Annotated in this window: 8 protein-coding genes; 2 read left to right on the top strand and 6 right to left on the bottom strand. The window is 60.2% G+C overall.

All coding sequences use genetic code 11. From position 1 onward, the window contains the following. Window positions 1–142: 142 nt before the first annotated feature. Complete coding sequence (locus DVH23_RS20915) at window positions 143–1,030, bottom strand: universal stress protein (protein WP_198668041.1); 888 nt, start codon at window positions 1,028–1,030, stop codon at window positions 143–145. 174 nt (window positions 1,031–1,204) lie between these two features. Here DVH23_RS20915 and DVH23_RS20910 point away from each other — a divergent pair, with 174 nt between their 5' ends. Further along, a complete protein-coding gene (locus tag DVH23_RS20910; protein WP_114579312.1) occupies window positions 1,205–1,720 on the top strand; it encodes an SHOCT domain-containing protein in 516 nt (171 codons plus the stop codon). Window positions 1,721–1,879: 159 nt separating this feature from the next. On the opposite strand, the gene DVH23_RS20905 is transcribed toward DVH23_RS20910, so the two are convergent. The 4 genes from DVH23_RS20905 to DVH23_RS20890 all read right to left on the bottom strand — a co-directional run bounded on the left by DVH23_RS20905 (window position 1,880) and on the right by DVH23_RS20890 (window position 4,688). After that, entirely contained in the window at window positions 1,880–2,764 is an 885-nt protein-coding gene (locus tag DVH23_RS20905) for an IS1595 family transposase (RefSeq protein WP_114579311.1), read from the bottom strand. A gap of 77 nt (window positions 2,765–2,841) precedes the next feature. Beyond that, window positions 2,842–3,447 carry a DedA family protein gene (locus tag DVH23_RS20900; RefSeq protein WP_232833869.1) on the bottom strand — a complete coding sequence of 202 codons (606 nt, stop codon included), beginning with the start codon at window positions 3,445–3,447 and terminating at the stop codon, window positions 2,842–2,844. 688 nt (window positions 3,448–4,135) lie between these two features. Further along, window positions 4,136–4,423, bottom strand: a complete 288-nt coding sequence (locus DVH23_RS20895) for a GYD domain-containing protein (RefSeq protein ID WP_114579309.1) — start codon at window positions 4,421–4,423, stop codon at window positions 4,136–4,138. Between the two features lie 97 nt (window positions 4,424–4,520). Further along, window positions 4,521–4,688 (bottom strand): DUF1931 domain-containing protein, encoded by a 168-nt coding sequence (locus tag DVH23_RS20890; RefSeq protein WP_114579308.1) that lies wholly within the window; start codon window positions 4,686–4,688, stop codon window positions 4,521–4,523. 263 nt (window positions 4,689–4,951) lie between these two features. Between DVH23_RS20890 and DVH23_RS20885 the strand changes: the two genes are divergently transcribed. Beyond that, the gene (locus tag DVH23_RS20885) at window positions 4,952–7,873 is read left to right on the top strand and encodes an oligosaccharyl transferase, archaeosortase A system-associated (RefSeq protein ID WP_114579307.1); all 2,922 of its coding nucleotides are present in this window, start codon (window positions 4,952–4,954) and stop codon (window positions 7,871–7,873) included. A 79-nt stretch (window positions 7,874–7,952) separates the two neighbouring features. Here the strand turns inward: DVH23_RS20885 and DVH23_RS20880 are convergent, their stop codons facing one another. Further along, entirely contained in the window at window positions 7,953–8,948 is a 996-nt protein-coding gene (locus DVH23_RS20880) for an arsenic resistance protein (protein WP_114579306.1), read from the bottom strand. Between the last annotated feature and the right edge of the window lie 15 nt (window positions 8,949–8,963).

Raw genomic sequence — 8,963 nt, 5'->3', positions numbered from 1 at the left:
CGTGAGGCCCTTCGGGATCTCCTCTCGCGAACCATGGGGAGTATCCGAAAGACCACTCGATCGGGTAGTGCGCAACCCGAACAGGCTGACTGAGTCCCAGCATTCGATCTCCGCTGGACAGAATTCGATGATTTCCCGCCGGTCACTCGGTCGATGGGATGATTAGCACTGGCTTCTCGCTCTCACGGAGAGTTTGATCTGCGATGCTTCCGAGTAGTTGGCCGGTCAGGCCGGATTCGCCTTGTGAGGCCATCACGACGAGATCGATGTCGTTCTCGACGGCATACTCGTCGATTTCTTCAGACGTCGTGCCTCGAACAACCGCTTTGCGGATATCCACATCAGTCGGTGTCTCTGTGGTTGTTTGGCCGCCATGCTCGATGTATTGATCGATAAAGTCGTGACCGCGCTCCTCGAGTCGCTCGAAGAATTCCTCGGAGCCGCCGCCCGCACTGAAGATGCCTTCAAACCGCGGGTCGATGACGTTGAGGACGTGAAGCGTTGCATCGTGGTGCTTGGCGATATCCGTGCTGTATGGTGCCGCCTGTTCGGCGGTCTCGCTGCCGTCCGTCGGAGCGAGGATGCGATCAAACCTACTGCCATCACTACTGACGGGCTCGCCGCTCGGGACAACCAGCACGGGGACATCAGTATTACGGAGGACCCGGTCAGTGACGCTTCCAAGGACCTGCTCACTGATTCCTGACCGGCCTTGGCGCCCCATAACGATGAGATCTGCGTTCGACTCGTTCGCCTGATTGACGATGACCTCTGGTGGATTCCCCTCGACAGCGTGTGTTTCAACAGTGACGCCGACGTCGGTTGCTCTCTCGGAGATGTCTTGGAGGATGTCGTCGGCGCCCTGATGATCCCGAGTCCCGGTTTCTGTACTGGTCGTCGAGGAAGCGTCTTCGACGGCGTGAACCACATCGATGTCGGCGCCATAGGCTGTCGCGAACGCAAGGCCGACCATTGCAGCCCGTCGTGAATGGTCGCTCTCGTCCACTGCGATCAGAACCTGATCGAACATAGTACTCCTTGGGTCGTATTCACGGACCACATGTGTATTTGTTCGTTGCATGTCTCGATGGGTCGTAACCCAGAACTCATCCTATGCCTATTCTGACGGGTGAGCCTTAATCGAGAGACTCGTCGACTGATCAGGTCCGTACACTTAATCCCTCTTCGTCCCAATCCTCAGTATATGGTAGCTCGCCACTGGCTGTACTTCGGTGGCTTCGTCGTGACAGCGATTGCGATCGTCGGCGCAGGGTTGATGGGAGTCTTCGAAGGACTCTCCGTCCTTTCTGGTGGTGTCCCTGGGAGCGAGGAACTCGCAGTACTAACGATGCTTAGTGCAGCCGCAGAGTGGATTGTAATCGTGCTCGTGCTCGGACTGATCGCACTGGTGTTTCTGACTGCAGCCGTCGTCTCGATCCTCCGAAATGCGTCGCTCCCCCGTGACGATCGTCTTGTGACTCTGGTTACGGAGCTCGAACGCCACTTTCCGCTGCTCCGGCGATTCGATGTATCCGCAGCGGTCGAACCAACGACTGAAGATCGAAAACGAGAACTCCGAGAGCAATACGTGACGGGCGAAATTAGCGAATCCACCTTCGAACAGAAGTTGGCTGAACTGATGGATGAGACATCTTCAGAGCGAGGACCGCAGACAGAATCCCAGGTTAGTGTCACTACTGAGGACCGCTCACGGAAATAAGATCTCAGCTCTAGGTACCGTGGTTGATGGACTTCGCTGAGTGATGGTCTTCCACAAGTAAACTGCTGCGCTAGCAGTGTGGAGAGACCGGATCGATAATGTTGGAGGTCAACTCTATCGATATTTCCTAAGACGCTCTTGCGTAGCACATTGTTGATTTTAGAGTGTCGCTTTGACGGCGTGTTTGAGGGCGTCTCGCCCCGGTTTTCGGTATAGCTCCCGCCGAAGCTGGAATGCTCTGAGATACTGTGTTAGCTTGTCCTTCGAGATACCTCGGTGGGGCGAGAGCCACCGTCGCGTCAGCGACGCGTGGCTCTCGCAGGTATTGACGTGCACCTCATCGTCAGCGTATTCACCGTTTCCGTGGACAACGTATTCGCGGTCGAACGCGTCATCGTCTTCCAGCGGTTCGTACGCCCGAAAGCCGTCGGTATAGACGGTCAGCGACTCCTGCTGGCGGTCAGCAAGCAGGAGTCGAATCGTCGATTCGTCTGCGGCTTTCGCCGGAATCACGTACCGCTGGTCAGCGCCACGATCGGCGAGAATGAATACGGGTGGCTTGTCCCCCTCGTACGAACCGCGTCCACGTGTAGACAGGCCACGCGAGCGCGACTCCTGGTCGCGCTCGCGACCTTTCTTCCCGGCAGAGACGTACACTTCGTCGATTTCGATCGGCCCAACGAGATCGAGGGAAGGCGCATCGAGCGCTCTGGCGAAGCGCTCGATGCGCCGGTGCATCGTTTTGTGTGTAACGTCGATTTCGCACTGGAGTTGGCGGAGACTCGTGTTAAACCGGAGGAACGCGTAGATCGAGAACAACCACCGGCGGAGTGCAACCTTTGAGTGAGCGAAGATCGTGCCAGTCTTGTCGTTGAACGTGCGGTCGCAATTCTTACAGAGATACCGCTGAAAGTGTCCATAGCTGCCGTTCCTGACCGTCAGGTCGGAACGGCAGCGGGGACACGTCACACCGTCACGCCAGCGAACCTGCGCCAACAGGTCCGCTGCGACCGATTCCGACCCAAACACATCCAACGGGATCATTCGTGTCGGGCACCGCTGCCGCGGTGCCCTTGTCCTCTTCGACTCGACAGCCACCGCTCAGCAGCGTCAACAATCTCCTACGCAATAGCGTTCCTAAGAACAACTCCGATTCCAAGAAGAGACAGTGCTCCGACTGCAGTGAGGGCTGGTCTGTCGATGACGGAACTGACTGCTGCCCTAAACAGGGGCTGTTGGCGGCCAAAGTACACGAGTGCTCCCGTAATCGCGTAAAATCCGACGGTGCCGATTGCTGTGAAGACGCCAAACCGCATCGATTTCATTCTAGCTAAGCCTGCCGGGATGGAGATCACGGACCGTAACACAGGGAGAAATCGCCCCCAGAGAACTGACGACTGCCCCCACTTCTGGAACCATTCCCGCCCTCGGGTAGTGTTCTCTTCTGAGACGGTAATGCGATCCTTGATCCAGCCGACCCCACCCGCTCGGGAAGCGTGAAAGACGTAATATGGAACGAACGCTCCGACCGTTCCGCCGACGCCGGCTGCCAATATGAACACGAGAAACGACGTGGCGTCGGTGATGAGTATCGCAGCGGCGCCTGGGACAACGACTTCGCTCGGAAGAAACGGGAACAGCATCGACATCTCGAGGAACGTGAAAATGATCAATATGAGAGGACCATATAGGCGGATGAAATGGAGTGTGGCCTCCGTTAAATCCATTATATCTGGCCTAGGGAGAGGCGTCGAAATACCCTTCGGACGGCTATCGGTAATGAGAGGTCAGCAAGGAGCGAGTGCGGTCCGTTGCCTCCAAGCGAATGAGGAAAGGGGACCAGCCCGCCCGCTAGTGTGCCTCTGACTGGCCGCACGACCCTCTGATCCGATGCGCCTTCAGATCGGGTCGTGCATTCAGAGAGACTACGCGGTGGATGAATAGGGGTATGACTTTCAGACTTCGATCCTGTGAAAGCGACCGGGCCGGGGAGTGGGGATTTAGCCCGGTCGAACGCGCTTGCAGGTAGCACAACCTGGGGGGAACGGTCCGAATGCGGAACCAGGCCGTGCAAATAGGTACCATGAATGCTGAATTATAGGCTTGATGGTTCTTGTATAGGCAACAGAGAGCCGCGCTCGTTACTGTCCGTGACCGAGTTACCTGACAGGAAACGGGCAGGGGCCAGGAAAGACTCCCTGCCCGAACGGATGTCCGCTAACTGGTAGCACGGTCCTGATTGTCAGATGGTCCCCTGTAGACCGTGCAGTCTATCCTCATAGATCCGAGGGAAATAGGTCTGTGGATAGGGGATATGCTTGCAGGGCGATGGGTGGGAGTTGAGCTGGATGGTTCGCCTGAGCAGCACCTGGAGGAACATTATGCCTGGAAGATAACCCACCAGATTACTCTAACTTAAATTTCGTCAACAATGGCGGAAAAATCATCGGTGTTTTGGATCTCCATCGTGTGTGTAGAGAGCCCATGCTTACGCAGTGTTAGCGCTGCCTTCGTCGCCCCTTCACCATCAGGAACCTCAAAGATGATGAGGAAGTCGTGTGTCCCGAGAATTGCATAGGAGTCGATGAGCTCAGCATCATGATCGGTAAATTCGTTTTGAAGCTCACCCCAGATCACTGCCAGCTCCTGGACGTTCTGAATGTCTTCGCCTGTAGCATCAACGAGTGATGCGTACGTGGTCATAGGATAGGTTAGCCTCCTCTATTCAAAGCCTTTTTTATCTACTTGAAGCTGAGTCGGATCTAACAGAAGACGGCCTGATACGACCCGGTCGCCCGATCTATAGATCGCGGGGCTGGACGGTTCGCCGGTCGTTGTCTTCGGCCCGCTGGGTGGCATCCTCGAGCAACTCCGCGACCTCCTCGTCGAGGGCGTCGTAGAAGTCAGCTGCTACATTGTAGTCGTCGAGCTGGTCCTTTACTGCCGATTTGACGATGAGATCTGTCATACGACACTCAACAATACATATTGCCCTAAGAAGTAGTCTTCGGCTTGTGAACGTTGGAATCGGCATACAGACAGTCTTCTATTGGCGATCACAGAATGAGGCAAAGAAAGGCGACTACACTATCTCAACCGTGTGAGAAGTGTCGCTCACACCACCGAGTAGTGGCACTGCTATACCGCTTTGCGACCCGATCCATGTTTTAAATCAAAACCTTCTCTGCCGAACGGGAAGACTTATTCTCGGCCTGGGGCTGTGTGGGCCCAATGGGTGGCGACGCCGATCGCGGGAACGGATCGTCTGACCGCGCGTGGGTCGTGGACGTGATTGAGGAGTATCCGCTGATCATCGTCGCGCTCGCGATGGGCTTTATGTTTCGCTCGCGGGCTCGCTCGTACGAACGGTTCCTGATGAACGACGGCGAGCCCGCTCTCGCGGGCGTCGATCCGTGGTATCACTGGCGGACGGTGCGGTGGACCGCCGAACACTACCCACATACGATGCCCTTCGAGGTCTGGACCGGCTTTCCAACCGGCCGGTATGTCGGCCAGTTCGGGACGCTGTTCGACCAGATCATCGTCACCGTCGCGATGGTCGCCGGGCTGGGCGATCCCTCCATCGAGACACTGTATCTCGTGGCGTTGCTGGTCGTACCCGCGATGGCCGCGCTCACGGCCGTTCCAATCTACTTCGTCGGGCGGCGGCTGGGCGGACGCCTCGGCGGCGTCGTCTCGGTGCTCCTGCTCGCGCTCTTTTCGGGCGAGTTCTTCCGGCGGACGACGGCCGGCCAGCTCGACCACACCGCAGGCGAGGTGCTCTTCATGTCCGTCGCGGTGCTCGCTCTGATGGTCGCTCTCGGGGTGGCCGAACGCTACAAACCCGTCTACGAGCAGCTCCTGGATAAGGACTGGCGGGGGCTCAGGACCCCGGCCCTCTACGCGGTCGCCGCCGGGATCGCCCTGACGTGCTACATCTGGGTCTGGCCCTCCGGGATCGTCCTGATCGGGATCGTCGGGATCTTCTTCGGCGTCCATCTCACCGTCGACTACGTTCGCGGCGTCTCCCCCGACCACGTCGCCTTCGTCGGCGCCGTCGCGCTCGGGACCGCCGCCGTCGGGACACTGGCGCTGCTCGAGGAGCCCGGAACGAGCATCACGAGCTTCGGCTATCTCCAGCCGATCACCGCGGCGCTGGTCGCCGCCGGATCGCTCTTTCTCGCGGCCCTCGCCCGCGGCTGGGACCGCCAGGGGATCGACCGACGGCTCTACCCGGTCGCCGTCGCGGGGCTGGCCGTCGCGGGCCTGGCCGCGCTCGCGGTCGTCCTCCCCGACGTCTACGAGACCCTCGTGAGCAACCTCACGAGCCGGCTGCTCCCGATCGACCCCTCGACGGGCACGCTGACGATCTCTGAGGCCCAGCCGCCCGAGAACTTCCGCCAGCGGTCCCTAGAGGACTTCGGGATGGCCTTCTACACCATGTTCGCGGGGCTGGCGCTCCTTCTCGCCCGGCCGCTGACCGGACGGCCCTACCGCGCGGAGTACACCCTCGTGATCGTCTGGGCCGCGTTCCTGACGAGCATGGCGATGACCCAGGTCCGGTTTTTCTACTACTTCGCCCTGCCCATCGCGGCGGGCAACGCCGTCCTCGTCGCCGACGTCACCCGCCTGGTCCGCGTCGAGTTCGACGCCGACCTCCGGGAGACCCTCTCGTCGATCGAGACCTACCAGGTGATCGCCGTCGTGCTCGTCGTGGTCTTGCTGTTCGCGCCGCTCGTGCCGCCGCTTGCGGACACGACGGCCTGGGAGGCCGGCGACCAAACCGGTCCCAACTCCGACTCGATGGTTTGGGACGGCGCAAATGAGTGGCTCCGGGGCAACAGCCCCGAACCCGGCAACTACGGCGGCGCCGGAAACGCCGACGAACTCGAGTACTACGGCGTCTACGACCGCCCCGCCGACGGCGACTTCGACTATCCGGAGGGTGCCTACGGCGTGATGTCGTGGTGGGACTACGGCCACCTGATCACCGTTCAGGGCGAGCGGATCCCCCACGCGAACCCGTTCCAGCAGAACGCTCGCTCGGCCGCCGCCTTCCTGACCGCCCAGTCCGAGCGCCGCGCTGAGGCGGTTCTGGACGGGATTTCCGCACGCGAGCCGGTCGTCGACCGACCGACGGAGGAGCTCGAGTCCGTTGAGCCGGGCGACGAGGAGATGCGGTACGTGATGATCGACGACGAGATGGCCGGCGGGAAGTTCGGCCCGATCACCCGCTGGGCAGGTCCCAGCTACGGGAGCTACTTCGGCCAGGGCGAGTACACCGTCGACGGCGAGGAACGGTTCCTCCCGGCACCCGACGACTACTACGACACGATGCTCGCCTCGCTGTATCTCGATGACGCGAACGGCCTCGAGGGCTACCGGCTGGTCTACGAGAACAACGACTACGCCGTCGTGAGCGCGAGCGTCTCCGGAATCGGGCTTGACTCCGCACGGTTCGACAACCTCCGGCTCAGGGACGGCACGCCGCTTTCGGGCGAGTGGAACGCCCAGACCCGCTCGTTCTACGACCGGTACACCACGGCCCGTGTGGCCGGCGAGCCCACCAATTTCGGGATCGAGTCCCACGTCGTCTCATCGGTGAAGACCTTCGAGCGCGTCGAGGGCGCGACCCTTACGGGATCGGTCGGCGACGCCCCGGCGAACGCGACCGCCTACGCGACGGTCGAACTCGAGACCGCTCCGGGCCGAGTCTTCACCTACACCCAGCAGGCGGAGGTCAAGAACGGGTCGTTCGAGCTGACGGTCCCATACGCCACGAACGACGAACTCGGCACCGAAGACGGCTACACCGACAGCAGCGTCGAGGCGACCGGCGACTACGAGGTCTTCGTCGGCACCACAGGCGAGAACGGGAGCGTCGAGCAGGCCTACGTCGGGGAGAGCGCCGTTCCCGAAACCGCCGTCGTCGAAGGCGAGGGAATCGACGTCGAACTCGAGGCGGGCGGTGAGACGGTCCCCGATCCGACCGCGGAGACGACGGCCGACGGCGAACCGATCGGCGTGAGCGTGGGCACCGAAAGTGGAAACGAGAGTGGCGACAGTGAGAGCGGGGGAAATGAGAGCGACGACGGCGGGGCGAATAATGTCGGCGGGGCCGTTGACCTCCGACTTCCATCGAGGGTGCCGTAAGCCAACCCGTTATCGCTTAATACTGTTTCCTGAGATAATCCAATCGTTACATCCGAGTGCGAACAAAGCGCTCTTGATCTCAGCCACTTTCGAGCATAGATCGGGGGTCGAACGGCCACCAATCCCGGTCTCTGATCGCGACGTGGATTTGCGCGATGATCTCCAGCAACGGCAGTTCCAATAACGGACCGATGACGAGCGCGAGCGGAATGAGCGGGTCGTTGGGAAACGCGACGACTGCGATCGCCAGCGCCGTCGGGGAGTTCCGCGAGAGGATCGTATTGTTGAAACAGACCATCTCCGGATAGGAAAACGACAGCAGACGGCCGATACCGAACCCAATACCGAGATTGATCGCGTAAAAGGCGGCGACCGGGATCGCGAGCAACGCGAGCAGTTCTGGGTTCTCGACGATCACGTCACCCTGCGAGGCGAACATCGCCCCGATCGCGAGGCTCAGAAAGACGATCTGGACCGGGCTCAACCTCGGGAGGAATCGATCGGTGAACCACGTCTTTCCATTCGTCCGGATTAACCCCCACCGAGCGAGCCCGCCGAAGACGAGTGGCACCACGAGGACGAGCCCGATGCTCTCTATCAACAGACCGAGGGGCAACTCAACCAGCGCGCCCGCGAAGGCGTACAGATACACCGGGAGCAGTACCAGCTGTAAGACGAGATTGTACGGCAGGATCGAAGTCGCCAGCGGGACGTCCCCGTCGGCAACGTCCGTGAAGATGAGATACCAGTCCGTACAGGGCGTGACCAGCAACATGATGAGACCAACCCATAGTGCAGGGTAATCACGAAGGAAGAGGGCACCGAGGCCAACAGCCAACAGCGGACTCCAGATGAAGTTAACCAGGAGGCTTGACCCCACGACACGCCGGTTCCCGAACGCCGCACGGAGCCGGGAGAACGAAACACCAGCGAACGCGGCGAACAGCATCACCATCAGAAACGGGAGGATCAGCCGATCCGCGACAGCAGGGACACCCGAAAACTGACCCAGCGCAAGCCCGCCGACGATGGCGACAAGGACGAACACCGTCTGGTACTTCTCGACGAAATCCATCCATCTCCGATTCAG

Source organism: Saliphagus sp. LR7 (assembly GCF_003344565.1).
Taxonomy (GTDB): domain Archaea; phylum Halobacteriota; class Halobacteria; order Halobacteriales; family Natrialbaceae; genus Saliphagus; species Saliphagus infecundisoli.
Note: the sequence above shows the minus strand (reverse complement) of the source record. Positions and strands in the feature narration are given on the sequence as shown.